Annotated in this window: 22 protein-coding genes and 2 tRNA genes; 4 read left to right on the top strand and 20 right to left on the bottom strand. The window is 44.4% G+C overall.

The features are described 5' to 3' along the window. The first annotated feature begins 199 nt into the window (after nucleotides 1–199). Nucleotides 200–1,636, top strand: coding sequence for a carbon starvation CstA family protein (locus EKG38_RS06250; RefSeq protein WP_126519435.1), 1,437 nt, complete (start codon nucleotides 200–202; stop codon nucleotides 1,634–1,636). 75 nt (nucleotides 1,637–1,711) lie between these two features. On the opposite strand, the gene EKG38_RS06245 is transcribed toward EKG38_RS06250, so the two are convergent. The 10 genes from EKG38_RS06245 to EKG38_RS24890 form a co-directional block, all read right to left on the bottom strand. Continuing rightward, nucleotides 1,712–2,251 (bottom strand): YaeQ family protein, encoded by a 540-nt coding sequence (locus tag EKG38_RS06245; protein WP_126519434.1) that lies wholly within the window; start codon nucleotides 2,249–2,251, stop codon nucleotides 1,712–1,714. Between the two features lie 104 nt (nucleotides 2,252–2,355). Beyond that, nucleotides 2,356–3,267: a precorrin-2 dehydrogenase/sirohydrochlorin ferrochelatase family protein gene (locus tag EKG38_RS06240; protein WP_126519433.1), complete on the bottom strand. Its 912-nt coding sequence runs from the start codon at nucleotides 3,265–3,267 to the stop codon at nucleotides 2,356–2,358. 13 nt (nucleotides 3,268–3,280) lie between these two features. Continuing rightward, complete coding sequence (locus EKG38_RS06235) at nucleotides 3,281–3,640, bottom strand: rhodanese-like domain-containing protein (RefSeq protein WP_126519432.1); 360 nt, start codon at nucleotides 3,638–3,640, stop codon at nucleotides 3,281–3,283. Between the two features lie 69 nt (nucleotides 3,641–3,709). Beyond that, a complete protein-coding gene (locus tag EKG38_RS06230) occupies nucleotides 3,710–4,027 on the bottom strand; it encodes a putative signal transducing protein (RefSeq protein ID WP_126519431.1) in 318 nt (105 codons plus the stop codon). 219 nt (nucleotides 4,028–4,246) lie between these two features. Further along, a complete protein-coding gene (gene secF / locus EKG38_RS06225) occupies nucleotides 4,247–5,194 on the bottom strand; it encodes a protein translocase subunit SecF (RefSeq protein ID WP_126519430.1) in 948 nt (315 codons plus the stop codon). A gap of 12 nt (nucleotides 5,195–5,206) precedes the next feature. Continuing rightward, nucleotides 5,207–7,057: a protein translocase subunit SecD gene (gene secD / locus EKG38_RS06220; RefSeq protein ID WP_126519429.1), complete on the bottom strand. Its 1,851-nt coding sequence runs from the start codon at nucleotides 7,055–7,057 to the stop codon at nucleotides 5,207–5,209. A gap of 17 nt (nucleotides 7,058–7,074) precedes the next feature. After that, on the bottom strand, nucleotides 7,075–7,407 hold the full coding sequence (yajC, locus tag EKG38_RS06215) for a preprotein translocase subunit YajC (protein ID WP_012143228.1): 333 nt from the start codon (nucleotides 7,405–7,407) through the stop codon (nucleotides 7,075–7,077). 29 nt (nucleotides 7,408–7,436) lie between these two features. After that, complete coding sequence (tgt, locus tag EKG38_RS06210; RefSeq protein ID WP_126519428.1) at nucleotides 7,437–8,570, bottom strand: tRNA guanosine(34) transglycosylase Tgt; 1,134 nt, start codon at nucleotides 8,568–8,570, stop codon at nucleotides 7,437–7,439. A 172-nt stretch (nucleotides 8,571–8,742) separates the two neighbouring features. Beyond that, nucleotides 8,743–9,780: a tRNA preQ1(34) S-adenosylmethionine ribosyltransferase-isomerase QueA gene (gene queA / locus EKG38_RS06205; RefSeq protein ID WP_126519427.1), complete on the bottom strand. Its 1,038-nt coding sequence runs from the start codon at nucleotides 9,778–9,780 to the stop codon at nucleotides 8,743–8,745. Between the two features lie 71 nt (nucleotides 9,781–9,851). Continuing rightward, nucleotides 9,852–10,013 carry a hypothetical protein gene (locus tag EKG38_RS24890; protein ID WP_185826817.1) on the bottom strand — a complete coding sequence of 54 codons (162 nt, stop codon included), beginning with the start codon at nucleotides 10,011–10,013 and terminating at the stop codon, nucleotides 9,852–9,854. Between the two features lie 161 nt (nucleotides 10,014–10,174). On the opposite strand from EKG38_RS24890, the gene EKG38_RS06200 reads away from it, so the two are divergent. Further along, nucleotides 10,175–10,768, top strand: coding sequence for an acyl carrier protein phosphodiesterase (locus tag EKG38_RS06200; RefSeq protein WP_126519426.1), 594 nt, complete (start codon nucleotides 10,175–10,177; stop codon nucleotides 10,766–10,768). Nucleotides 10,769–10,881: 113 nt separating this feature from the next. After that, entirely contained in the window at nucleotides 10,882–11,538 is a 657-nt protein-coding gene (locus tag EKG38_RS06195) for an RluA family pseudouridine synthase (protein WP_126519425.1), read from the top strand. Nucleotides 11,539–11,655: 117 nt separating this feature from the next. Here EKG38_RS06195 and EKG38_RS06190 read toward each other — a convergent pair whose 3' ends face one another. The 8 genes from EKG38_RS06190 to EKG38_RS06155 all read right to left on the bottom strand — a co-directional run bounded on the left by EKG38_RS06190 (nucleotide 11,656) and on the right by EKG38_RS06155 (nucleotide 21,090). Beyond that, a complete protein-coding gene (locus EKG38_RS06190) occupies nucleotides 11,656–12,057 on the bottom strand; it encodes a hypothetical protein (RefSeq protein ID WP_126519825.1) in 402 nt (133 codons plus the stop codon). A gap of 544 nt (nucleotides 12,058–12,601) precedes the next feature. Beyond that, nucleotides 12,602–13,825 (bottom strand): serine/threonine transporter SstT, encoded by a 1,224-nt coding sequence (sstT, locus tag EKG38_RS06185; protein ID WP_126519424.1) that lies wholly within the window; start codon nucleotides 13,823–13,825, stop codon nucleotides 12,602–12,604. 475 nt (nucleotides 13,826–14,300) lie between these two features. Further along, nucleotides 14,301–15,188, bottom strand: a complete 888-nt coding sequence (locus tag EKG38_RS06180) for a chemotaxis protein CheV (protein WP_126519423.1) — start codon at nucleotides 15,186–15,188, stop codon at nucleotides 14,301–14,303. Nucleotides 15,189–15,281: 93 nt separating this feature from the next. Beyond that, nucleotides 15,282–16,805 carry a phospholipase D family protein gene (locus EKG38_RS06175; protein WP_126519422.1) on the bottom strand — a complete coding sequence of 508 codons (1,524 nt, stop codon included), beginning with the start codon at nucleotides 16,803–16,805 and terminating at the stop codon, nucleotides 15,282–15,284. 126 nt (nucleotides 16,806–16,931) lie between these two features. Then, the gene (locus tag EKG38_RS06170) at nucleotides 16,932–17,402 is read right to left on the bottom strand and encodes a dual specificity protein phosphatase family protein (protein WP_126519421.1); all 471 of its coding nucleotides are present in this window, start codon (nucleotides 17,400–17,402) and stop codon (nucleotides 16,932–16,934) included. 91 nt (nucleotides 17,403–17,493) lie between these two features. Next, nucleotides 17,494–18,792: a DEAD/DEAH box helicase gene (locus EKG38_RS06165; RefSeq protein WP_126519824.1), complete on the bottom strand. Its 1,299-nt coding sequence runs from the start codon at nucleotides 18,790–18,792 to the stop codon at nucleotides 17,494–17,496. Nucleotides 18,793–18,931: 139 nt separating this feature from the next. Further along, nucleotides 18,932–19,558: a methylated-DNA--[protein]-cysteine S-methyltransferase gene (locus EKG38_RS06160; RefSeq protein ID WP_126519420.1), complete on the bottom strand. Its 627-nt coding sequence runs from the start codon at nucleotides 19,556–19,558 to the stop codon at nucleotides 18,932–18,934. Beyond that, nucleotides 19,555–21,090: a DNA-3-methyladenine glycosylase 2 family protein gene (locus EKG38_RS06155; RefSeq protein WP_126519419.1), complete on the bottom strand. Its 1,536-nt coding sequence runs from the start codon at nucleotides 21,088–21,090 to the stop codon at nucleotides 19,555–19,557. The genes EKG38_RS06160 and EKG38_RS06155 overlap by 4 nt, the downstream gene beginning before the upstream one ends. A 179-nt stretch (nucleotides 21,091–21,269) precedes the next feature. Between EKG38_RS06155 and EKG38_RS06150 the strand changes: the two genes are divergently transcribed. Further along, the gene (locus EKG38_RS06150; protein ID WP_126519418.1) at nucleotides 21,270–23,099 is read left to right on the top strand and encodes an ABC transporter ATP-binding protein; all 1,830 of its coding nucleotides are present in this window, start codon (nucleotides 21,270–21,272) and stop codon (nucleotides 23,097–23,099) included. 305 nt (nucleotides 23,100–23,404) lie between these two features. Here EKG38_RS06150 and EKG38_RS06145 read toward each other — a convergent pair. Both EKG38_RS06145 and EKG38_RS06140 read right to left on the bottom strand, forming a co-directional pair. Further along, nucleotides 23,405–23,480: transfer RNA gene (locus tag EKG38_RS06145), tRNA-Ala, on the bottom strand. Nucleotides 23,481–23,520: 40 nt separating this feature from the next. Continuing rightward, nucleotides 23,521–23,596, bottom strand: a tRNA-Glu gene (locus tag EKG38_RS06140). Between the last annotated feature and the right edge of the window lie 49 nt (nucleotides 23,597–23,645).

Raw genomic sequence — 23,645 nt, 5'->3', positions numbered from 1 at the left:
ATTGCCGGTTCTTATTGAGTTCTACGCTTTAGCGCTTAACATTTCGGCAAATAAGCCACCAGACCTGTAACAAACAAAAACCACTCAGGGTCGATATGAAACCGCTAACCCTCTCAATCCGACCACTCACCTTTTCCCCAGTTTTCTAAATATCAAATCTCTTTACACTGAGGGCAACTCAAAATAGGAGATAGTAATTATGATGTGGTTTCTAATGTGTGTCGGCCTGCTTATCGGTGGATACTTTGTCTATGGTACTTTCGTAGAGAAGGTCTTCGGTATCAATGCTCAACGCCAAACTCCGGCATTTACTAAAACCGACGGCGTAGATTTCGTGCCTATGTCCAAGGGCAAGGTCTACCTGATTCAACTACTCAATATCGCAGGTGTGGGACCCATATTTGGCCCTATTCTTGGTGCTCTCTATGGCCCGGCGGCCATGTTATGGATTGTATTCGGCTGTATTTTTGCCGGTGCGGTTCATGATTACTTCTCCGGTATGTTATCTGTTCGTAATGGCGGTCAATCAGTACCAAACCTAGCGGGTAAATATTTAGGTAAAGGTGCTAAGCACTTTATGAATGTATTTGCCATCATATTGCTGTTACTTGTCGGCGTAGTATTTATCTCGGCGCCCGCTGGACTACTAGGAAAGCTTACCGGTTGGGACGTATCAATCTTCCTGGGCATTATCTTTGCCTACTATCTTATCGCCACCATCGTTCCTGTCGATAAGATCATCGGTAGACTCTATCCATTCTTCGGTGCGCTTCTGCTCTTCATGTCAATAGGTCTGACTATTGCCATCATGGTCTCGAGTGAGTACACACTATTACCAGGCTTCGAAGCCCGTGACTTCCTGACTAACCTTAACCCGAATGATATGCCTTTATGGCCAGCACTGTTTATTACCATTGCCTGTGGTGCGGTATCCGGCTTCCATGCGACTCAGTCTCCTCTAATGGCTCGTTGTGTAGAAAATGAAACTAACGGTCGCTTCGTTTTCTTCGGTGCCATGATAGGTGAAGGTGTGATCGCGCTTATCTGGTGTGCAATTGCTCTCTCTTTCTTCGGCGGCGTTGAAGGCCTGAACGAAGGGATGGCGGGTAACCCGGCAAACGTTGTATATGAAGCATCAACAGGACTTCTGGGCACCGTGGGTGGCTTTATGGCTATCTTAGGCGTTATTGTTCTGCCAATTACCTCAGGCGATACAGCCTTCCGCTCGGCTCGTTTAATCTTGTCTGAATTTTTCAAGATGCCACAGACTGAATTACCTAAGCGTTTAATGCTAGCCATCCCACTATTCATCATGGGTGCAGTTCTGACTCAGGTTGACTTCGGCGTTATCTGGCGTTACTTCGGCGTCGCAAACCAAACGACAGCTGTTATGATGCTATGGACTGCCTCGGCATACCTACTGCGACACAACAAGTTCCACTGGATCTGTACGGCACCGGCCATGTTCATGACTACGGTAGTAATTAGCTTCTTGCTAAGCTCGCACACCTTAGGTGCGGGACTGCCTATCACGATTTCAACCATAGCGGGTCTTGTCTCTACTGCCGTCATTTCCTCATTGATTATCATCAAGACTAAGGGCAAAGGTGATGAAGAGGTAATCGAAGAGGTCTAACCTTTAACGATTTAGCTAAGCCCATTAAAAAGCCAGTCATGTGACTGGCTTTTTGCTATATCTACGGCGAGAGATTTATTCTTTTAAGAGCTCAGGCTCAACTAATACACTTCCGGTATCGTTAGAGACCCAAATTTGTCCTTCACTGATATTATATTGAAGCGACATGCTTCGACTAACCAGCTCCCCCATCTCCTTGACTGAATCCTCTGGAATATTCCAAACTTTCAGGTTTTTATAACGCTCAAATGTCTTCTCGTTCTGTTTCCACCAAATGGGCACACTACGGCCACCGTAGGCAAATAGCTGTACCTGCTTTGAACGACCACTCGCCTTTCTAAGCCATTTCTCATCACTCTGTCCGAACTCGATCCAAAGCTCTATATCACCGATAAGTGATTTTTCCCAAAGCTCGGGTTCATCTTCGACACAAAGGCCCTTACTGAACTCGAGTGTATCACTGGCATTCATAGCAAAAGCCAGCAGACGGACCATCATTCTGGAATCTGTTTCAGAAGGGTGCTGTGCAAGGGTTAAACTATGATCGTGATAATAACCACGATCCATATCTGCGATTTGAAGGTGAACTTTATAAACTGTTGCTTTAGGTGCCATCGTATTAACATCATTAATCTAGATTGGCATTAGTGTACCCTATTTGGTCACACATGAAGCTAAAGCATATAAAATTAAAGGGTTGAAAAACTCGACTTTGATGATTAAAGCGACCCAGCTTTGAGATGTTTAGCCATAGGAAAATGTGCCTTCAATTGCGCTAACTTCTCACTATCAGTAAAGATAAGACTTCGTTTACCCTGTTCGAACAACCTGCTAAGTTCACTTAAAGGAGGCAGTAGAGCGCGACTCGCATCTCTCCTCACCAACTCGTTTAACTCGAAAGGTAGCGCTTCGATACTAAAGATATGATCTAATCGTTGCAGTAATGGCATAGCGGCAATGGGAAGCATTGAAACCTCAGTCTCGTCATCTAACAGCAGAATTTCGCCACCTGTTGAGATATTTTGGAATGCGTTGTCGTAATGAGTCGGGGTTTGAGCATCAAACTTGTCGCCATTGGTTTTGAAAAAGTGCTCCCAAAACAACTTTCTCTGTTTAAATACCGGTAATTTTTGCTGTACCTCTAGTCTTCTATCTGCTACAAAATCAAACAATTCAGTCAGTGAACCTGGTAGCCAGGACTCCAATCGGGATCTTAGCTCACGAGCAAAAACCGGGGCAGCACCGGCTGTACTGATCGCGACTTGCAAACGTCCGCGATCAACAATAGACGGGGTTATAAAGCGACATAACTTTGGACTATCGACGACATTGACCCATATCCCTCGATTTTTTGCCACATCGGCCAATTGGGTATTCAAGGCTTGGTCCGCCGTCGCGAGATAGACCAGATCGACACCCTGGATATCGGCATCTTTAGCGGCACGTTCAATGAGTGAAATCCGCCCCTTGTCGGCATAGGCCTTCACATCAGCTGAGATCTCGGAAGCGATAACATAGATATCGGCCTCGGTTCTGGCCAAGAGATCTAACTTACGACTCGCGACCTCACCGGCACCTATCAATAACACTTTTAACTGAGAGGTATCGACAAACAATGGAAAATACTGCATTTAACTTTGGTTCCTAATCTTGTATCAAGGGCAGCTGTCTCTGTACCCAAGCTTTATAACCGCCGGCTAAAGACGCAACATGGGTATATCCCATCAGTTGAAGGTTCATCGCGGCAAGCGCTGAGCGATAGCCGCCACCACAGTAGAGAAGTAATGCCGTCGATTTATCAGGATAACGAACTTCGATATCTCGCTCAATAATCCCACGACCAAGATGAGCCGCCGCAGGCAAGTGATCCTTCAACCATTCATGATCCTCTCGAACATCGATAAGTTGCCAAGAATCATCATTTTGATACTCCTCAACGGTCACCTCTGTGATCTGAGGTAAGATGCTCTCAACCAAAGCTAAAAATGCAGAATTATGTTGCATGTTACAGTCTCCCGGAAAGGCGATAGATAAGTAAGTTTAGATTAATTATGTCTAACTATAAGAACGGGATTAATTGTGCTGGACACATCGCTCCGCACTGCAATTCCAACAAAGCTCAAAACTGTCTTCGTTCATTTCATGACATTTTACACATTGCCATTGAGGACCATCGGCATTAAGTGACTCAAGTTGAGTCTTAGCCAGCTCATATTGCGACTCACACACCCACAACTCTACATTTTGTAGATCGACGGGTAACTCTCCGATCCCGCCTAACAGGGCTTCACCTCTGAGTTCTACCTCAACCCCACTCGTCTCTAAAAGTCCTTTCCAGGTATGAGCTTGAAGTAAATTTCCACCGGCAACCAAACGACGACGCTCTTCCATTTTAATTCTCCCAACAACTACTGCTCTTCTGGCAAATTTTGGCGTTATCTCGACTAAGAGACAGACTGTCAACATCCTACTGCCAAACGGGCAAGTCTGTCGAGTGCTAATCATACCAATCTCACTAAATAGCGGATCAGTTCTGAGCCACTCAAGCCTTTAAATTCAAGAGATAAAAAAACCACCCGAAGGTGGTTTTTTAAAGTAGCAATTAGCAGCTTAAGGCATCAGCGCATCTTGATCAGCGCCCTCTTTTTCAATCTCAACAGGCATCATATGCTCACGGTTAATTCCAAGCTTAACAGCAAGGAAACTCGCGACATAGATAGATGAGAATGTACCGACAAATATTCCCATCATCAATGCTGTCGCAAAGCCATGGATCATCGTGCCGCCCTTAAGGAATAGCGCTACAACCACAACTAATGTTGTGCCGGTAGTGATAATGGTACGGCTCATTGTTTGAGTAATTGAAGTGTTAACAATCTCTTCAGGCTCACCCTTACGCATCTTGAGGAAGTTTTCACGAATTCGGTCGAACACTACGATAGTATCGTTAAGTGAGTAACCCACAACCGTCAAGACACCCGCAAGTACCGTAAGGTCGAAATCGAGCTGAAATAGCGAGAAGACACCCAGAGTAATGATAACGTCGTGCGCAAGTGCAGCGACAGAACCTAAAGCTAAACGCCACTCAAAGCGGAATGATACGTAGATCAAGATACAGATAAGAGCGACTAATACGGCTAAGCCCCCCTGCTCCGCTAACTCTTTACCTATCTGCGGACCAACGACTTCCACACGCTTTTGAACCACTTGTGGATCCAATTTATGTGCAGCATCCATAACATAGCTAACTTGAGTATCGGTCGCTACGCCTTCCTTAACAGGGAGACGAACAAGTACATCACGGCTAGAGCCAAAGTTCTGTACCACTGCGCCGTCGGTCTCAACACTACTTAGTTCAGCACGTAGTGCTTCTAAATCTGAAGGTGAAGAAAACTCAAGCTCAACGACGGTACCACCGGTAAAATCCAATCCCCAGTTAATCCCATTGGTCGCTAACGATGTTAGTGAGCCAAGTACCAGTACCAAAGAGAGGATACTGATAGGAACCGCATGGCGAAGGAAGTTGATCGTGCCTTTTATTGATAAAATCTGAAACATAATCAACGACCCTTATATAGACAGTTTCTTCACGCGTTTACCACCCCACATAGCGTTAACTATTGAGCGAGTCCCCACGATTGCAGTAAACATAGAGGTTGCGATACCTATCATCAGTGTTACAGCAAACCCTTTAACAGCACCCGTACCTACAGCAAACAGGATAAGTGCAGTCATAAATGTAGTGATGTTCGCATCGGCAATAGTTGAAAATGCGTTACCGTAACCTTCATGAATCGCTTGTTGTACGCTACGACCGTTGCGTAACTCTTCACGAATACGCTCGTAAATAAGTACGTTACCATCGACCGCCATACCAACAGTCAGTACCATACCCGCAATACCTGGAAGCGTAAGTACAGCACCCGGGATCATCGACATAACACCAACAACCATCACAAGGTTAGCCGTCAACGCTAAGTTGGCAATAAGGCCGAAACCACGGTAATAAACCAGCATAAAGATAAGTACAACAGCCAGACCCCAGATCATCGCTTGAACACCATTTTGGATGTTTTCAGCACCTAGGCTTGGACCAATGGTACGCTCTTCTACGATAGTCACAGGCGCAATCAAGGCACCCGCACGAAGTAGAAGGGCCAAGTTTTGCGCCTCAGAATGCTCAAGACCTGTGATCACAAAGTTACGACCAAGACGGGCTTGAATCGTTGCAACCGAGATAACTTCCTCGATCTTCTGCATCTTCACGCTACCATCAGGATTCTTATCACCGTTATCTTTATACTCAATGAACAAGGTTGCCATCGGTTTGCCGATGTTATCCTTAGTCACATTCGAGAAGATAGAACCACCTTTTGAATCAAGGTTTATGCTCACCTGTGGACGACTGTATTCATCGAAGCTCGGTTGAGCACCTTGAATATGGTCACCGGTCAACATAACTGCCTTATGCAGTACAACTTGTCCGCCCTGACGGCGATTGTACACTTGAGAACTTGGCGAGACTCTACCACTTGCAGCGGCTGCTGCGTCGGCTTTTTCATCCACCATGTGGAATTCAATAGAGGCCGTTGCACCTAAGATATCTTTTGCACGTGCCGTATCTTGAACACCAGGAAGCTCGACAATAATACGTTCCGCACCTTGACGCTGTACCACAGGCTCAGCCACACCCAGCTCGTTCACACGATTACGGATCGTTGTGATGTTCTGCTGTAACGCTTCCTCTTTGATCTGCTTAAGGTAAGCTTCGCTCAAGTTAGCCATTAAGAAATAGTTGTCGCCCGAAGATATATCGGAAAACACCATGTCGTTACCGCGAGTCTTGAGGAAACGTTCAGCCTTAGCTAGATTCTCAGCATCACGGAACTTAATCTCAATGCCTTTAGCACTGTTACGAATGCCTGCATAACGAATTTTCTCACCGCGAAGATCGGTTCTGAAGTCAGAAATTTTAGCTTCTGTCATCTTACGAACGGCTTCACCCATGTCCACTTCCATCAGGAAGTGCACACCACCACGCAGATCGAGACCCAGTTTCATTGGGCTTCCACCTAATGAATCAAGCCAGTCTGGTGTCGCTGGAGCTAAGTTTAAGGCGACGATGTATTTATCACCTAGTGACTCTGCAATCGCTTCTTTAGCTAACAGTTGCTGATCGCCATTAGTCACACGAACCAATAGTTGACCATTTTCAAGCTCTGAACGCTTTACTGTAATGTTCTTACTTGCAAGAACATCATTTACGGTCGACTGGGTCGTTGCCGTAACCTCTGCACCACGAGAAGCCACTACCTGAACCGCATAGTCTTCCCCGAAGAGGTTTGGAATTGCATAGAAAGAACCGACGGCGATAATGATCATCACCATCAGGTTTTTCCACATTGGATATTTATTTAACACACCATCGCCCTCTTGGCTTAAAGTGACTTAATAGAGCCTTTAGGCAATACAGCCGAAATGTAATCCTTCTTGATCGTTATTTCAGTTGTTTCACTGATAGTCAGTAACACATAGTCATTTTCGTCACTAATTTTTGCAATTTTTCCTAAAATACCACCACTGGTGAGTACTTCATCACCCTTACCTAATGAGCCCATTAGGTTTTTGTGCTCTTTAACACGCTTTGATTGTGGACGGAAAATCATGAAATAGAATATCAAGCCAAATATAACTAGCATGAAAATCAGTTCCATGGTGCCACCGGCGCCAGTTACAGGAGCATCAGCGGCATAAGCATTTGAAATCAACATAGTGTTCTCTTCTTATTTTGAGTTAAAAATTAATCGGTTAATTCAGGAACTTCAGGAACTTCGCGTCCTTGACTGGTATAGAACTCCTCAACGAAGGCGTCTAATGTACCTGTCTCGATCGCACCGCGCAAACCTTCCATCAACTTTTGGTAATACCTAAGGTTATGAATGGTGTTTAAACGAGCACCTAAAATTTCATTACAACGATCTAAATGGTACAGGTATGCCCGAGAGTAGTTCTTACAGGTATAACAATCACATTTATCATCGAGTGGTGAAGTGTCATCACGATGACGTGCATTACGTATCTTAATAACGCCTTCAGTGGTAAACAGATGACCATTTCGAGCATTACGTGTAGGCATGACACAATCGAACATGTCGACGCCGCGACGTACACCTTCAACTAAATCTTCCGGCTTACCGACCCCCATCAAGTAACGCGGCTTATCTGTTGGTATTTGAGGACATACATGCTCAAGAATGCGATGCATGTCAGCTTTAGGCTCACCCACAGCCAAACCACCAACGGCATAACCGTCAAATCCAATATCGACAAGCCCTTTAAGACTTTCATCACGCAGATCTTCATAAACCCCACCCTGAATGATACCAAACAGAGAATTAGGGTTTTCAAGCTTATCAAACTCATCGCGTGAACGTTGTGCCCAACGAAGAGACATCTGCATCGATTTACGCGCTTCATCTTCTGTCGCTGGATACGGTGTACATTCATCAAAAATCATCACAACATCAGAACCAAGAGAGTTCTGGATCTGCATAGACTTCTCTGGATCTAAAAAGATTTTTTCACCATTAATCGGCGAGCGGAAATGAACCCCCTCTTCGGTGATTTTTCGAATATCACCCAGACTGAATACCTGAAATCCGCCAGAGTCTGTCAAAATAGGTCTTTGCCAGTTCATGAAGTCATGAAGATCACCATGTTTACGCATGATCTCTTCGCCAGGACGAAGCCACAAATGGAATGTGTTCCCCAGAAGGATATCAGCACCCGTTGCACGAACCTCTTCAGGCGTCATCCCCTTTACGGTACCGTAAGTACCAACAGGCATAAATGCAGGCGTTTCTACCGTGCCTCGCTCAAAGACTAAACGGCCACGACGAGCGCGACCTTGAGTTGTATCTAATTCAAATTTCATTTTATACCTCGCCAGAGAAACAGTCTGACCCATAAATGTTTGTACACAGTACAAAGCTATCGTTATAACTAGAGATAAGGGCAAACAATCGAGTATCAACCCTTACCAGAAAATAGAAGTTAAAAAAAACCCACCTCTTTGATGGGTGGGTATTTTAAACCAAATTTAGCCGTTAGTTCGCTTTTTTAGTCACAAACATGGCATCACCATAGCTAAAGAAGCGGTATTTTTGAGCAATCGCGTGTTGATAGGCGTTTTTTACCTCATCGAAACCGGCGAATGCACTGAGTAGCATAATTAATGTCGATTCAGGAAGATGAAAATTGGTCACCATAGCATCGACAACTTTGAACTCATATCCCGGGTAGATAAAGATATCGGTATCGCTGCAAAACTCTTTGAGCTCACCTTCACTCGCTTTCGCTGCACTTTCTAAAGAACGTACCGAGGTTGTACCGACGGCAATAACACGTTTGCCATTCGCTTTAGTTTGCGCAACTTTATCGACGACCTCTTGTGAAACTTCGGCCCACTCAGAATGCATCTTGTGTTCAAGAATGTTATCAACTTTTACAGGTTGAAATGTCCCCGCTCCAACATGCAAAGTCACAAACGCGGTATCCACACCTTTGTTGCTCAACGCCTTCAACAGAGCGTCATCGAAATGCAAACCCGCCGTTGGCGCCGCAACGGCTCCTGGGTTTTGATTGTAAACTGTCTGATATCGCTCTTTGTCGGCATCTTCATCGGGGCGATCGATATAAGGCGGCAGCGGCATATGCCCCACCTCTTCGAGTACTTCAAGAATCGTCTTGTCCGATTGAAGTTCAAGCTCGAATAATGCATCGTGACGACCGAGCATTTTCATCTCATAGCCACCATCTAAACAGATGATCGAATCAACTTTTGGAGACTTAGAACATCTTACATGAGCCAAAATTCGCTTGTCATCAAGCATACGCTCAACAAGGACTTCCAGCTTACCACCCGTTATTTTTTGGCCGAAGAGACGCGCAGGTATCACCCGAGTGTTATTAAACACCATAAGATCACCAGGATTAACCATGTTCAAAATATCGGTGAACTGATTATCGACAAGCAGACCCGTATTACCCTCTAATGAAAGTAATCTCGAAGATGTCCGGTTTGCCATTGGATAACGAGCTATTAACTCGTCTGGAAGGTCAAATGAAAAATCAGTAACGCGCATGGTTAGTCTCTACTTAGCATGAATCGGGCGCTAGTCTATTTGCAGAGACCGAGAAGATCAAGGTGTATGGGTTAGTTCCCGATATTATCTTCTTCCATCGTCACATTATTATCATCGATGTCAAAATCTTCCTTACGATAACTGTGTTGCTCATAAGGAATGTCAATCCGTACACGTTTGCGTTGAGATTGTTCTTGTTTACCAAAAAATTTAGATAACCAGTTCCACATCATCCTTGATCCTTAAACCGATAATTGATGAGAATATATTGAGTGATGCACATCCTTAAGAAATAACCCTAATCTCAATTTAAAGTCGGAGAAAGGCTTTCTTAGCATCGATGCACATGATAACGTGAAAATAGAGCTTTAACCAAGAAAATTAGTAAATCATCATGAACTTTCTTGCACACTTACATCTTGCAGATAATAGTAAAACCAGCCTCGCCGCCAATTTAGCAGGCGACTTTGCTAAAGGAAACATAGAGAGATTCCCCAAGCACCTGCAGCAAGGTATCTGGCTACACAGACAGATAGACCAACTTACAGATACCCATGAGCTCACGAAAGAATTAGAGTCAAAATTCCCTAAACAGCTCAAACGAGCCGCTCCCATACTGATCGATTTGGCTTTTGACCATATGTTGGCTAAGTACTGGGACGAATACCATCATGTTAGTTTGAAAGACTTTGCCCTCAAAGCTTATGATGCCATCGACAGTTGTGAAGACTTGCCCGAACCGCTTCAGAGCCTTGCGCCCAGAATAAGAAGCGAGAACTGGTTGGTAGCCTATAAGAACCGAAAAGGGTTAAACCAAACCATCGAGTCTGTGGCCAAACGGGTATCAAAACCTGAGATATTCAAAGGTGCAGCTGCTGCTGTGAAAACCTTGGATCTCGAAATTGAGATAGCCTTTAGAACCTTCTACCCTCAATTAATGGCATACAGCAAGATCTGGACACGAAACACACCAGCAGAATACTTATAGAGCTTTGGGGCTTTGCATCATGCTTAGCTCTTAGCAATAAGCAACAAAACACCTCGCTTACTCGTTCTCAATCTGATCACTTTTTGCTAGAATTCGCCGCAACAGGAGATTTCATGCAGATATTTACTTATACCCCCCCTTCTATCCCTTGGTTAGATATTCGATATAAAGACAGAGACATTATTATCATCAATAAACCCTCTGGCTTACTCTCAAATCCAGGCCGGGCTGCAAATACCTTCGATTGTGCAATCAACCGTCTTCTTCAGCGTTACCCTGAAGCGATACTGGTTCACAGATTAGACTGTGCAACCTCTGGCATTATGGTTTTTGCACTAAACAAGAAAGCCGAGTCCAATATCAAGACACAATTTCAAAACAGGATGAGTAAGAAGACCTACATCGCAGAAGTTCAGGGGCATATCGTAGACGAGGAAGGGGTGATAGAACTAGCCATGAAACCCGACACTGAGCGGCCTCCACTACAGAAATTGGCAAAGGAGGGTAAACCTTCTAAGACCTATTTCAAGGTGCTTGAGCATAGGCAAAGCAGTACGTTGGTTGAGTTAAAGCCCGTAACGGGGCGGACGCATCAGCTACGCTTGCATATGCTGGCAATGGGTCACCCTATTTTAGGGGATGATTTTTACGGCGATGAAAAGGTTATCGCGGCATCGAAGAGACTTTGCCTCCATGCCATGTCACTCAGCATTACTCACCCCTATTCAGGTAAAGCAATGACCTTTCATAGTGCTCACCCTTTCAGTTAATGGTCGCAAATCAACCATCACCCCATCACAGATGAGGGTTCACATAAGGCTAGGCAGCACCATACCTAGTCTTATGGATATAACTGCTCTTAAAGGCAGAGTCTAAGCACCGTGAGCTTAAGCCGCTTTAGCGGTATAGAAACACTCGCTGGAGTTGCAAAAACGTAGATGGTTTTCTGCCGATAGCAGGAAGTACTCTCCGAAAATATTCCCGCCTTTATCTTCTAACTTCAGCCCATCCTCAGTTTGAGTACTCATCATCTCATCTAAACTGTGGCAACCATCGCTGTACCAGGTCTCAAGGAAAATTTTATTACCTTGCCGATAAAGTGTGATCTTATCTCCCACACAATGACGGTCGTCTATCCATCGACCAACAACTTCTCGACTGACCACATCCTTTTCCTGCCAACTTAAGCGTTGTCGCTTTTCAACTACTGACATTTTAATCACCTCGAGTAATTCTCGACTTTCAGTTTGACTACATTCATCTTGTAATACTTCAGCCATTGAATCCATTTTCAATTCAGCTCCATCGAAATATGTTTTGTTAATTTTTTGTGGCAGTTACAAGCTATAATGCTATCTATTTAGCACCATATGGCTAAATCGGGTTTATGGCGACTTAGCTAAACAATTCATTAAAAAGTGTATCGCATGCATAAAATAAAAACGCGATCTAAATCACTTTATATGCATTACTTTAGACAATATGAATTAATTTACCTAATTCATCCGATGAGTGTAGGTCAATGATTATTTTCAGGCCTGTTTTTTAACGGCTAGATTCGCATCAAGAGAATGGCTAACGCTTTCAATAAAGGGGTTTCAGCCTTTTTTAGCTGTTGATGATATAGCGATGAAGAAGTGGGGGCACAGAATAGGCTCCCCTCAGTGTCAACATATCCGTTAATGCATGCGTCGATGTATGAGTCGCTGAATGAAAATATAGGCTGAGAAAAGCAAGGAGATGAAGTTGCAGAGAAGCTGAGGTGTCTTTAAATCATTGGAACATAAGAAAGTTCCCGGAGCCAATACTCCGGGAACCTTCTATCTATTAAGATTATATCGTCTCTTTTCTTTCTGCGGCTTCACAAGCTGCGGCGGTAAAGAGTACATCTGTTGAGCTATTTAAACCCGTTTCGGCAGAGTCCTGAATAACACCAATAATGAAACCGACGGCAACCACTTGCATAGCAACATCATTCGAGATCCCAAATAGACTACAGGCAAGAGGAATAAGCAGGAGTGAGCCCCCGGCAACCCCTGACGCGCCACAGGCCGATACAGCAGCAACGACACTGAGTAAAATCGCGGTGAGAATATCGACTTGAATCCCCATAGTATGAACGGCCGCGAGGGTCAGAACCGTAATAGTGATAGCCGCCCCTCCCATGTTGATCGTTGCGCCTAGTGGGATAGACACCGAATAGGTATCTTCATGAAGCTCCAGCTTTTCACAAAGAGCCATATTCACCGGAATATTTGCCGCACTGGATCGAGTGAAGAACGCGGTAACACCACTTTCACGTAGGCAAGTCAATACTAACGGATATGGGTTTCGTCTTATTTTCAGGAAAACGATCAATGGATTCACGATAAGCGCAATAATAGCCATAGCGCCGAGTAAAACCGCGAGCAATTGCCCATAACCTGCAATAGCCGAGAAGCCTGTTTTAGCAAATGTCGCTGCAACCAACCCGAAAATACCGATAGGCGCTAAACGAATGATGAAACGAACCATCTGTGAAATACCATGGCTCACATCGGCAAATACCTGCTTGGTTGAATCACTGGCATGGTGAAGAGCCAAACCAAGGCCCACGCCCCAAGCTAAAATTCCGATGTAGTTACCGGTCATAACCGCATTAACTGGGTTATCGACTAGTTTGAAGAGTAAAGTATGAATCACTTCACCAATCCCATCCGGTGGTGTAGCCCCTTCAGCGCCCGTTGTCAGCACCAAAGTGATCGGGAAGGCAAAACTGAGAAGTACAGCGGTCATCGCCGCTGCAAAGGTACCAAATAGATATAAGATAACAATTGGACGCATATTGGTCTTAGCGTTTTTTTTCTGATTTGCAATTGAAGCCGCGACTAAAATGAACACTAAGATAGGCGCAATTGCTTTTAAAGCACCGACAAAAAGCTCACCCAAAAAAGCAACGCTGTGTGCGGAATCTTTTGAAATTGTCGCCAGTGAAATACCTGCAATTATCCCAAATAGGATTTGCAGCACTAAGCTGCCATTAGCCAGTCTGGCTAATAAAGATTGTTTTTGATTCATTGATTGGCCTGTCATTATTATAATATGTTGCTTGTTAGCATCTGGCACCTTCAAAGCGATGCCATAAACTAATCGAAGAGATAAGTTTAATTAATATTTCTTAACAAGATGTTTTAACCAAACTCACTTAAGATGTCTAGTAATAGAGTGGAAATAGCCGACTAAATTACCCGTTTGTAGCATAATGTTAACAAGGTATATACCCAAGCCCGTCCATAAGCCATTTTATCACGTCTCCTATAAGAACTCGGCACAGAGCTTTTGTCAGTATTTATGATGTGAAATTGTCTCTGCTGCGCCTCCCCGTCTCTTATAGCGCGACGTTTCCAACATCACAAAATGAGTGTACAAAAAGAGCTGGAATTGAGCAGGAAGTTAACGCTATCTCACATTGAGAAGTCATGACCCGTGATCTCATCGAGAACATGTTCATGACTTCTAGCTTGCGACCTCAGAATATAGAAGTGAGTTGCCCCTATTCCTTAGTTTCAGCCCCTCTTAACATGGCACTAATCAACTCATGGGCATCAAACTTAGTTAGCGCCTCATTCGCACCAACCTGATGAGCCTGACTTACGCTGATCTCACTGGAGAGTGATGTATGCAAAATAATATAGGCGCCGGCCAACGCAGGCGTATTTTTCACTTCGAAAGCGAGTTCATAACCGTCTAATCCTGGCATCTCAATATCGCTGACCAGCAGATCGATAGGGGTCCCCTCACTTGCGGCTTTCTCCATAATAGATAGCGCATCACGTCCATCTGAGGTCACTTGATAAGGAATATTGATACTATCCAGGGCATCTGAAAGCTGCTTACGGGCAACCTTAGAATCATCGACTAACAGAATACTCAGTGGCTTGAGTTTCTCACGTTGAACATCGGTCAATATAGCGCGATTCATCTCAGGACTAGGTGGGAAGACTTTTGACAATAGCAGTTCTACATCGAGTAGTTGCACCAATTGGTCATCAAAGCGAGTCACCCCGGTCAAATAGGCATTGGGACCTAAATTATTTGGAGGAGACTCTATATCACGCCAGTTACACTCAATAATTTTATCGATGGCACGAACTAAAAAACCGATAACCATTCGTTGGCAGTCGGTGATGATGATATAACTCGATTTCAACTCTTCACTTGTAAGAGAGGGATAGCCGACCGCTGCAGCCATATCGATAACAGGAATAGTATTACCACGAATAGTCGCTGCCCCTAAGATCGTAGGGTGAGACTGAGGTATTACACTTAAAGGAGTATAGGGAACAAGTTCCCGGATCTTTAGCGTGCCCAGGGCGAATAGTTGTCTCTGAGACAGACGAAAAAGCAATAAGCCTTGGGATTGGTTGGCCTTACTCTTCATTTTCGTACCAAATAAAATGTTAATATTAGTTGAAGTATAACCCTAACACAGCAAAAACAAGATGACGACGGTCAAAGGCTGGGCGAATAGTCATCAAAGTTGTGATTCAAAAGGAAATAGCGAAATAAAATCGGCCATAAACTTACGCCAAAACCCCGCACCGGGTTCAGAATGAAGCTTTACGTCATTTAAATCATCAAACCATACAAGTTCTCCCTCTTCAATACTTAATCTAAATGCTGACTCTTTAAGGCCTGCCTCGATACCAGTGACAACGCCATTTGCAAATTCAGCCTGATGAAATATCATCCCCATTTCGGTATTTATCCAGGCCGATCGGGGATCGAAGTTAAATGAACCAACAAAAGTTGATTTTCTGTCTAAGATAAACGTTTTAGCATGGAGACTTGTGCGCGAACTTCCCATCCATCCCGAGGGTTTATGTTCAGGATCGACTCTCACCTCAAAGATTGTAACCCCACCATCGAGTAGGGCCTTGCGGTATCCCTGATACCCGGCGTGAACGGCCAGCACATCGGTAGCCGCTAAACTATTAGTGACCACAGTGATTTTTAAACCACTTTGGGATGCCGCGACCAGATCTTGAGTGCCTTGCGACGTTGGCACAAAGTAGGGGGAAACGATCATCACCTCCTCTTCAGCACTTTCAAGAAATGTAGATAAATCTGAAAGTAGCCACAGCTGTTCATCTTTTTTCTGGGCCTTCTGCGGAGGGTCAAACACCACTTCAGCCTTGCCCCAGTACCATTTGAGTTTTTGCTCCCTCAGCTCCTCTAAAAAGAGGCTCAACTCCAGACGCCCCAGATACTCGTTCGACTCAAAGGCTAAACGTTCGGCTCGATAGAAGTCATCGGCATCGATAAGCTCCTCTTCGGTAAAGCGTTTGTCCGATAGCGTTTCAATAGGCACTGTGACCTCAGCATTCCAATACTGATCGAATTGATTAGACACCTCGTCAACCGCCTCCCCTATCGCAAGCAGGTCAAAATCACCAAAATCAACATCTTCATTATTAGAGAAATATTCGTTACCAATATTTCGTCCACCGACAATGGTCGCCGAATTATCCACGGTCAAAGACTTATTATGCATTCGATGATTCATGCGCGAAAAACCGGTAACAAACTCAAGCCCTCTATAGTCTCTGGAAGATGAAGGGTTAAAAAGGCGGATGTGAATATTGGGGTGCGTCGAGAGCAACATCAAACCATGGTCTAACTCTTTGGTCGTCAAATCGTCAAGCAAGATACGAACTCTGACGCCTCGCTGTGCCGCATCGAGCAGATGCCAAACGAGTAGCTTACCCGTCTCATCGGGGCGATAAATATAATACTGCAAGTCAACGCTTGTACTTGCCGCGGTAATGATGGCCAGCCTTGCTATAAACGCGTCGAGTCCATGAGTCAAAGGGACGACACCAGTTTGGGCAGGATGGTTAACGATGAGAGGCGCGGTAAATTGAACCAGATTGGCATTTGATGAAGCAGGTAATTTATAACTTGGCTCTTTATCACCAAAATCGGGTAAAGAGCCACAGGCGGATAAGCACCCCAGACAAAAGAAAGCTGCCCAACAGGCAATGACTCTACTTTTCATCCCTATGCCTATTAGTCAAAAGTCTATTAATTAAAAGCCTATTCATCTAAAGCTACTCCTCAACAAACTATTCGTCTCAACCTATCCTTGTCCGATGTTACGCCCTGAATTATCGGCTAAATAATTTTATTCCTGTAAGGCATAAAGTACATCGAAAGCAAACTGGTCCCAACCCTCAGCACTAAAAGCAATGTCTCTTGCGGCACGTACTTGACTGACGGCATGCAAAGGCGCGGCTCCATTTTCCATCAGATAATAAGCCATTAACAATGCCGTTCTGTCTTTACCTGAACGACAATGGATCATCACCGGCATTTCTTTAGCTTCACATTCACGAATAAAAGCCAGCGCCTTAGGAAGCTGCTCGACACACAAGTTCAAGTCATCATCTTTAGGCGGTACATTACTGGAAAAGGGAATACACGCATACGCCAATTCCGCCTGAGTAAATGCGTCAGGCTCACAAGCCTCTCCGCCATTTACAGAGAGTATAGCCCCAATACCTGAACGCTTAATTTCCTTCAGATCCCACGCTTCCTTGTTAGGCCCACTGCGTCCAGCAATTTTGTCTTCAACTAACCAAAATAGATGCTGCATAAATTCTACCTATAACAAATTGACTATTAATGACATTGATAAAATGTTTCAAATATAAGGTGGCGCTACCACCCTATATTTAACAAATAAATTAGGGCTTTTTGGCCCACAGTTCGGCATTGGCCTTAGGGACTTTTTTTCGCTTTTTCTTACCCATACCTTCGGGTGCTGCCATAGGTTTTATCTCTCTGGATGGGCAATCAAGCGGCGCTTCTTCAGAGGCTTCAAAACCGACAACCTGTTCACGCACTAATCTGATCTTATTCTTTTTCTCAATGAGTTTAAAATGTTGATACTCATCATGAGAAATCAAAGAGAGCGCTAGCCCCGCTTCTCCGGCTCGTCCACTTCGACCAATTCGATGCATATAATCGGCAGGACTTCTAGGCAACTCGTAATTAATCACCACTGGAAGCTTTTCAATGTCGATACCACGCGCGGCAATGTCTGTGGCAATTAGCACACGGATCTCACCACTTTTGAATCCTTCCAATACTCGGGTTCTTGCCCCCTGCGCCTTATCGCTATGAAAAACCTGCGCCGCAATGCCCAGCTTTTCCAACTTTTGTTCCAAACGGTTACAGGTATTTTTGGCACTGGCAAAAACCAAGACTTGACGCCAATCATTCTCGTTAATCAAATGCCCGAGTAATGCTGTCTTACGGTTCCGGTTAACCGTATAAACCTGTTGTATCAGCGTACTCTTCTCTTCGCTTTGAAGCTGAACCTCTACCGGAGACGATAATAACTTGTCTGTCAGTTCCTTAACTTCTTCGGGGAAGGTAGCCGAAAAGAGTAAAGTTTGCTTATGCTTAGGTAATTTGGCCAGAATCTCCGTTAACTCTTCTTCGAAGCCCAGACTTAACATACGGTCGGCTTCATCGAGTACCAGAGAGGTCACCTGCCCAAGCTTTACTGCATTGCTAGAAAGCAGATCAAGCAAGCGTCCTGGAGTCGCCACAAGAACATCCGCCCCACCTCTCAACGCAAGCATCTGGGTGTTGGCAGAAACACCACCGAACACAGCCTCTATTTTTACTCTCGGTTTAATCAGTTTCGCATAACTCTTAAAGCTTTCGGCAACTTGTTGAGCCAGCTCACGAGTCGGAACCAAAACTAATGTTCCAATCTGGTTTCCCTTAACGGAGGTAGATTGTTTTGATAACAGTCTTTGTATTAATGGCAACGCAAACGCAGCTGTCTTACCAGAACCTGTGATAGCGCCAGCTAACACATCTTTGCCCTCCAGAACCGCAGCTATCGTTCCAGTCTGAACCAGTGTAGGAGTCACATACTCAAGTTCAGTTAAACGAGTCAGTAATTCAGGGATTAATCCTAATTGTTCGAAGGTGGTGTTCTGTGGTGTTTGTGAAGAGTGAGCTTGTGTCATAGATTCGGGGTGAGTGCCATAAAATAAATATGGCACATATTCTACGCTAAAATCACCTATAAAGCTTATGTTTTACTGTTATCGAGCTTGGTTGAATGGGAGACAGAGCAAACGTTAAGTGTTCCTTAGCAGACCCGGATTAAAACGTCATAGTTTTCTGATCAGCATAGCCTTCCAAGCCAAGCAGTTGTCGCTTCATCTCTATTCCATAGGCATAACCTGTTAGCTTGCCATTTTTTCCGATCACGCGGTGACAAGGAATAATGATGGCAATTCGATTGGCTCCGTTTGCGGCGCCGACGGCCCTGACAGCTTTGGGTCTATTGATCTTCTGCGCTATGTCACTGTAACTACAATATTCGCCATGACCAAGCTCAAGCAATGCTTGCCAAACTTGCCTCTGAAACGCCGTACCTTGAGGCGCTAATGGCACAGAAAAAGTCTCTCGCGAACCAGAAAAATACTCACCAATCTCGAGCTCCGTTTGGGACAAGTACCCTAAAGCCTCCTGATGTGAGGGGTGACTTTCATCTACCCATAATACCTCTTCAACCTCAGCCAGGCTTAAGTGACTTAAGCCATACTGATTGGCTTTAATGAGCAACTCCCCGACTGGAGTTGAAAACGTTTTCGATGCAAGCGGTGCGACATTCTCTTTGAAGGGTAAAGGGACAAGTAAACATCCCATATTGAATTTGGCTCCTTGAGTGTCACAGTCTTTCTGAATTAGATGCTTTTCAGTTTTGGTCGTGATTAATACTGTCATGTCAGGTTCCATAGTTGAAAGGTTAAATAACTGCCCCAGGGCGTTGCCTGCTGACGAAGTGACTCTGCCAATGTGTCATAATCTACCGCATCACCCAACATTGAATCAGGTTGATATCCTGACTTTGTTGTATTCACGGATAACCTATCCAGTTCATACATCTTGAGTACTTTCTTTTTAACCACCAGATCTGTGCATAATAAAATATTGGGATCACTTAATCCGCGCATTTTGGCATACGCTACCGTCCAGGGGCCTATGCCTTTAATGGTTAACCATTCATCAAGATCGGCATCCGGGTTGGTGGCCACATATAAACCAAAGGCATTGATCGCCGCTTTCCTTGCTCCGGGCATCTTAAGCTCATCCAAATTGGCTTTGGCAAGCTTGGCTGGCGTAGGAAACATACGAAGCGTTCTACCCGACAGACTCAACTCCTCTCCATTTGCCTTTACCATGCTATTAAGCAATTTGGTGGCTTGAATGACGCTGACCTGCTGCCCTAATATCGCCCTGCAGCCCGCCTCAAAGGCAGACCAGGTACCTGGTAGCCTTAACCCCTCATTCATCTGGTCACATATCAATGAGATTGATGCAAGCGAGCTCTCTATCTTATTCATATCCGCATCGAGATCTAATAGCCTACGGATCTGCATGACAATATCCTTAAGCACTGCTAAATCTTGGGCTGTTGATAAATGAATAGTAACCTTGAATCGATTTTTTTCAGGATAGTGCACGGCTTCAAAAAAGCCTTTAGCAGAGCCTAATTGAAAAGTACGTCCATAGCTTTGTGAGTCATTCAGCCATTCCATTCCATCAACCATTCTCAATTGATAAAATTCAGACAGATGACTCCAATTTAGTGGAGGCCGATATGATAATTGTAAACTTAAACAGAGCCCTCTACCTGAGCTAACGTCCTTCACCGCGAGCGGTTGTTTATTACCTCTATTTTTTCTTAACTCTGTTGGCGTTAATTGTAATGTTTCTTTGAATACTTCATTAAAACGCCTGATGCTGGTGTAGCCAGCAGCCAAGCCGACTTGAATTACCGGTAGATCTGTTTGATGCAATAATTGTTTTGCAAACATCAGTTGACGAAATTGTGCATACTTCTTAGGCGATGTCCCCAAATGCTTATTGAATAACTGACGTAAATATCGGCTACCGATCCCCAGCCTTTCAGACAGCGCCTCTATACTCAATCCGTTATCACCAGACATAACACCGGTATCAATTAATCTCAAGGCGCGCTCTATTGTTGTTTGTGTCCCTTTCCATGCAAATGAATCTGGCGCGCTATCTGGGCGGCAGCGCAGGCAGGGCCTTAATCCGGCATTAACGGCGCGAATTGCAGAATCAAAATACCTGACGTTTTTCTCTTTTGGCGATACAGCAGGACATATAGGACGACAAAAAATTCCCGTCGTGGTCACACCAACAAAAAACTGGCCATCGAAACGGGCATCTTTTGAGTGTCTCGCTTTACGGCAAGATTCAACGGTTAAGGTTTCGAGGTAATGATCCATTCTTAAGCGGGCCTAATCCGTAATTTGGAAAATGATTAAGCCTTACTTTACTTAATAACGACTATCTAAACTAGCGGAAAACGGAACTCTATATAAATCAGTAATGTTAACCTAATGTTTTATTTTTAAGATATGCTAACAACAGTGTTAGCAAAATATAATAATCATTGAGAACATAGATGTTTAAACGATTTGAATCTTGGGTCAATGCCCTGCCTCCTGAAGAACCGGTACAACCTCCGAAAGGGATATATGCATTTTGTCGTCATTACACCCGAGGATTTGAACTTCCTCTTGTCCTCATGTCGATTTTAACCGCGATTTTAGCCATTTTAGAGGTATCACTATTTGGTTTCATGGGACAGTTGGTTGATATGCTCATCGCTAATGACCCTCAAACCTTATTTGAGAAAGAAGGTCAGAAGCTAATTGGAATGACTGTTTTGGTATTAGTCATCATCCCCACCCTGGTTCTTCTGCATGCCTTAATTGTATATCAGGGACTTCTTGGCAATTATCCTATGTCAATCCGCTGGTTAGCACATAGGTATCTGCTCAAACAGAGTGTCTCTTTCTACCAGAATGATTTCGCAGGAAGAATTGCGACCAAGGTCATGCAGACATCACTGGCTGTCAGGGAAACCGTGACAAAGCTCTTAGATGTACTGGTATATATTTTGGTTTATTTCACCTCGATGGTCGTCATGATTGCGAATGCGGATCTAAGACTAATGGTCCCTATGCTGATCTGGCTGGGGTTATACATAAGCCTGCAATTCATGTTTTTACCTAAGCTAAAGAAGGTCTCTACTGAGCAAGCCGACGCCCGCTCAACCATGACCGGGCGGATTGTAGACAGCTATACCAATATCACAACGGTAAAGCTGTTTTCCCACACACAAAAAGAAGCTGAATATGCTCGAGGCAGCATGAAAGTGTTTCTCAATACTGTTTATCGGCAAATGCGACTGGTTACAGGCATCAATGTCAGCGTGCAGATTATCAATTACCTTCTCGCATTTACTATAGCTGCTGTTTCTATTTGGTTATGGACGAGCAGCGCAATTACCGTAGGGGCTATCGCCATCGCAATCAGCCTGTCGCTTCGTCTAAATGGTATGTCGCAATGGATCATGTGGGAAATCAGCTCATTGTTTGAAAATATCGGCACCGTGACCGATGGTATGAACACCTTATCTAAACCTACTGAAATTGAAGACTGTATCGATGCAAAGCCAATCACGGTTACCCAAGGGTGTATCGATTTTGCCGATGTAAGTTTTCATTACGGCGAAAGCAGCGGGATCATAGATAATCTAAATCTGAATATTAAAGCCGGCGAAAAAGTAGGCCTGGTAGGTCGCTCCGGAGCAGGAAAGTCGACGCTGGTGAACTTGTTAATGCGCTTCTATGATGTCGAACAAGGTTCGATTCAAATAGACAAACAAGATATTAAAAACGTACAACAAGACTCCTTGCGCGCACATATAGGCATGGTGACACAAGACACCTCTCTTCTTCACCGCTCCGTTCGTGAAAATATTCTTTACGGCAACCCAGATGCAAGTGAAGAGGAGTTACTCAAAGCGATTAAACACTCTCAAGCCTATGAGTTTATTCAAACCCTTAGTGACCCGGAAGGTAATCGAGGTTTGGATGCTCAAGTGGGGGAGCGCGGCGTAAAACTATCGGGCGGTCAACGTCAACGTATCGCCATCGCCCGCGTCTTGCTGAAAAATGCCCCAATTCTCCTGCTAGATGAGGCCACATCAGCCCTGGACTCAGAAGTTGAAGCGGCCATTCAGGAGAGTTTATATCAATTAATGGAAGGTAAGACTGTGATCGCTATTGCCCATCGCTTATCGACGATTGCAGCAATGGACAGGCTTATTGTCATCGATGAGGGTAAAATTGTCGAACAGGGCTCTCATCATGAGTTAACTCAATCCGGTGGTATCTATGCTCAACTTTGGGCGCATCAAACCGGAGGCTTTTTGGGTATCGATTAATCAGCCATTCATCTTTAAATCTAAAAACCACCTTTGGGTGGTTTTTTCAACTATCAACTTAATTAATCGTCTGTTCAGTGGGCAGAAAGTTAAAGCTCTGTCGGCGGATGAATATTGCTGATACGAATACCATAAGCATAACGATATCAGCTAGAAAGCTGATGTTACCTATTACCCACGCTATGCACTGTCTCATCACACTCTTTTGAACGCTCTGTTTGGACACAAATTTCAGGTACAAAAAAACCACCCTAAGGTGGTTTCATGTCTCTCGTTAATTTATACAAAACTAACAATAAGAATAATGGTGGAGCCTAGCGGGATCGAACCGCTGACCTCAACACTGCCAGTGTTGCGCTCTCCCAGCTGAGCTAAGGCCCCATTTCATGCACTGGAATATAAGCATGAAATTTTGAAAAAGTGGTATCCCCAAGGGGATTCGAACCCCTGTTACCGCCGTGAAAGGGCGGTGTCCTAGGCCTCTAGACGATGGGGACCCGGACTGCATTAGACTCTGCAAAGAGTGAATACTCATTAAGTTTTGTA

This window comes from Shewanella canadensis (assembly GCF_003966225.1).
Lineage (GTDB): Bacteria > Pseudomonadota > Gammaproteobacteria > Enterobacterales > Shewanellaceae > Shewanella > Shewanella canadensis.
Note: the sequence above shows the minus strand (reverse complement) of the source record. Positions and strands in the feature narration are given on the sequence as shown.

What these genes read in the sequence shown, in the direction of transcription:
- EKG38_RS06165 (WP_126519824.1), bottom strand. Translation starts at nt 18,792, where the DNA reads ATGACACAAGCTCACTCTTCACAAACACCACAGAACACCACCTTCGAA.
- tgt (WP_126519428.1), bottom strand. Translation starts at nt 8,570, where the DNA reads ATGAAATTTGAATTAGATACAACTCAAGGTCGCGCTCGTCGTGGCCGT.
- EKG38_RS06170 (WP_126519421.1), bottom strand. Translation starts at nt 17,402, where the DNA reads ATGCAGCATCTATTTTGGTTAGTTGAAGACAAAATTGCTGGACGCAGT.
- EKG38_RS06180 (WP_126519423.1), bottom strand. Translation starts at nt 15,188, where the DNA reads ATGAAGAGTAAGGCCAACCAATCCCAAGGCTTATTGCTTTTTCGTCTG.
- EKG38_RS06200 (WP_126519426.1), top strand. Translation starts at nt 10,175, where the DNA reads ATGAACTTTCTTGCACACTTACATCTTGCAGATAATAGTAAAACCAGC.
- EKG38_RS06175 (WP_126519422.1), bottom strand. Translation starts at nt 16,805, where the DNA reads ATGAAAAGTAGAGTCATTGCCTGTTGGGCAGCTTTCTTTTGTCTGGGG.
- EKG38_RS06190 (WP_126519825.1), bottom strand. Translation starts at nt 12,057, where the DNA reads ATGGATTCAATGGCTGAAGTATTACAAGATGAATGTAGTCAAACTGAA.
- EKG38_RS06250 (WP_126519435.1), top strand. Translation starts at nt 200, where the DNA reads ATGATGTGGTTTCTAATGTGTGTCGGCCTGCTTATCGGTGGATACTTT.
- EKG38_RS06195 (WP_126519425.1), top strand. Translation starts at nt 10,882, where the DNA reads ATGCAGATATTTACTTATACCCCCCCTTCTATCCCTTGGTTAGATATT.
- EKG38_RS06150 (WP_126519418.1), top strand. Translation starts at nt 21,270, where the DNA reads ATGTTTAAACGATTTGAATCTTGGGTCAATGCCCTGCCTCCTGAAGAA.
- sstT (WP_126519424.1), bottom strand. Translation starts at nt 13,825, where the DNA reads ATGAATCAAAAACAATCTTTATTAGCCAGACTGGCTAATGGCAGCTTA.
- yajC (WP_012143228.1), bottom strand. Translation starts at nt 7,407, where the DNA reads ATGTTGATTTCAAATGCTTATGCCGCTGATGCTCCTGTAACTGGCGCC.
- EKG38_RS06160 (WP_126519420.1), bottom strand. Translation starts at nt 19,558, where the DNA reads ATGACAGTATTAATCACGACCAAAACTGAAAAGCATCTAATTCAGAAA.
- queA (WP_126519427.1), bottom strand. Translation starts at nt 9,780, where the DNA reads ATGCGCGTTACTGATTTTTCATTTGACCTTCCAGACGAGTTAATAGCT.
- EKG38_RS24890 (WP_185826817.1), bottom strand. Translation starts at nt 10,013, where the DNA reads ATGATGTGGAACTGGTTATCTAAATTTTTTGGTAAACAAGAACAATCT.
- EKG38_RS06230 (WP_126519431.1), bottom strand. Translation starts at nt 4,027, where the DNA reads ATGGAAGAGCGTCGTCGTTTGGTTGCCGGTGGAAATTTACTTCAAGCT.
- EKG38_RS06245 (WP_126519434.1), bottom strand. Translation starts at nt 2,251, where the DNA reads ATGGCACCTAAAGCAACAGTTTATAAAGTTCACCTTCAAATCGCAGAT.
- EKG38_RS06240 (WP_126519433.1), bottom strand. Translation starts at nt 3,267, where the DNA reads ATGCAGTATTTTCCATTGTTTGTCGATACCTCTCAGTTAAAAGTGTTA.
- EKG38_RS06235 (WP_126519432.1), bottom strand. Translation starts at nt 3,640, where the DNA reads ATGCAACATAATTCTGCATTTTTAGCTTTGGTTGAGAGCATCTTACCT.
- EKG38_RS06155 (WP_126519419.1), bottom strand. Translation starts at nt 21,090, where the DNA reads ATGGATCATTACCTCGAAACCTTAACCGTTGAATCTTGCCGTAAAGCG.
- secF (WP_126519430.1), bottom strand. Translation starts at nt 5,194, where the DNA reads ATGTTTCAGATTTTATCAATAAAAGGCACGATCAACTTCCTTCGCCAT.